This is a genomic window from Mucilaginibacter sp. P4_E8 (assembly GCF_056401495.1).
In genome coordinates this window covers 1-1,094 of record NZ_JBFUJG010000406.1, presented here as the reverse complement: position 1 = coordinate 1,094, position 1,094 = coordinate 1, and the positions used below count along the sequence as shown (strand labels likewise).

The 1,094-nt window shown below is 35.9% G+C and carries 2 protein-coding genes; both read left to right on the top strand.

Annotated elements, in window-relative coordinates; all coding sequences use genetic code 11:
* On the top strand, nucleotides 1-260 hold a 260-nt coding region (locus AC1DRQ_RS31770; RefSeq protein WP_477430178.1), incomplete at its 5' end, for an HNH endonuclease.
* Between the two features lie 289 nt (nucleotides 261-549).
* Nucleotides 550-888 carry an RteC domain-containing protein gene (locus tag AC1DRQ_RS31765; protein ID WP_477430180.1) on the top strand — a complete coding sequence of 113 codons (339 nt, stop codon included), beginning with the start codon at nucleotides 550-552 and terminating at the stop codon, nucleotides 886-888.
* Nucleotides 889-1,094 lie beyond the last annotated feature (206 nt).

Genomic DNA, 1,094 nt, shown 5'->3' with positions numbered 1-1,094 from the left:
CGATGAAGACTAATACCCTTTTCTGTCAGGTTTGTGGCTTTTCATTTCCCACTACCTATAATGCCAGTTTTATTGAATGCCACCATTTAACTCCAATCAGCCAAGGTGGCGTAAGAGAAACCAAGCTCGATGATCTTGCTTTGGTATGTGCAAATTGCCATAGAATGCTTCATTTAAAATTTGAGGGTCAGTATTTACTATTAGATCAATTGAAAAATAGGATAATGTTTTTTCAAGGCATACAAGCCTCAATTATTTGAAATCCTAACAAAATGTAAGTCTTAAAAGAATTTTAATAATTTATGGAGGTGAAACAATAAACTACGCCTCTATTTTAGATTTTTATAGCAATTTAAATTGCATCAAAACGTACTTTTTCATAGCTTTGATGTAACCCATTTGCATTCAATTAGTTGCAAAAAATAGGTGAGCATCTGGTGAGCACCAGACTTTTAGAAAGTAAAAACATTGATTTTCAAAGATATATGGACATAGTTCATGTCCCGTCCATTCCGCTTAAGAGGGTTCAATTCCCTTGAAAACGCTTAAATCATCTGGTTTAAGCGTTTTTTTTGCTCACCTGGAACATACTTTCAAAAAATCTATCAAAAGGATGCTATTATTCCTATAGATTCTGAATTCAGGGACTTTGACTGGAAGCAGACGAAATGCGCACTGATCGAACTCATTTACAGTTGGCATGCGACAGAGGCATTTGGTAAAAAGAACCTGAAGGGTATCGTCAAGTTTATTGAAAAAAGCTTTAATGTCTCTTTGAGAAACTTTTATGATACTTATGATTGGCTTTGCGGACGGCCCAGTCCTACGGTCTATATTGACGAAAAGAGGGAAGCATTTATGTTGAGAATGCAAAAAAAGTTAAAATGACCCATTGCCAGAAATAGGTTGCTAAGATCGGCCTGACAAAGAACGCTTTTTATATGGAAGCGGTTTTAATTCCTGCTTCTACTGCAATTTCCGGAAAATTTTGTTTCAAGTGATCTGCGATTAAATTGATGTGTGTGCCTGCATTCACATAAGCTGTAGCTTTTCCCTGGAACTGTACATTGGTAACAAAGAGAGAAGATTTATGC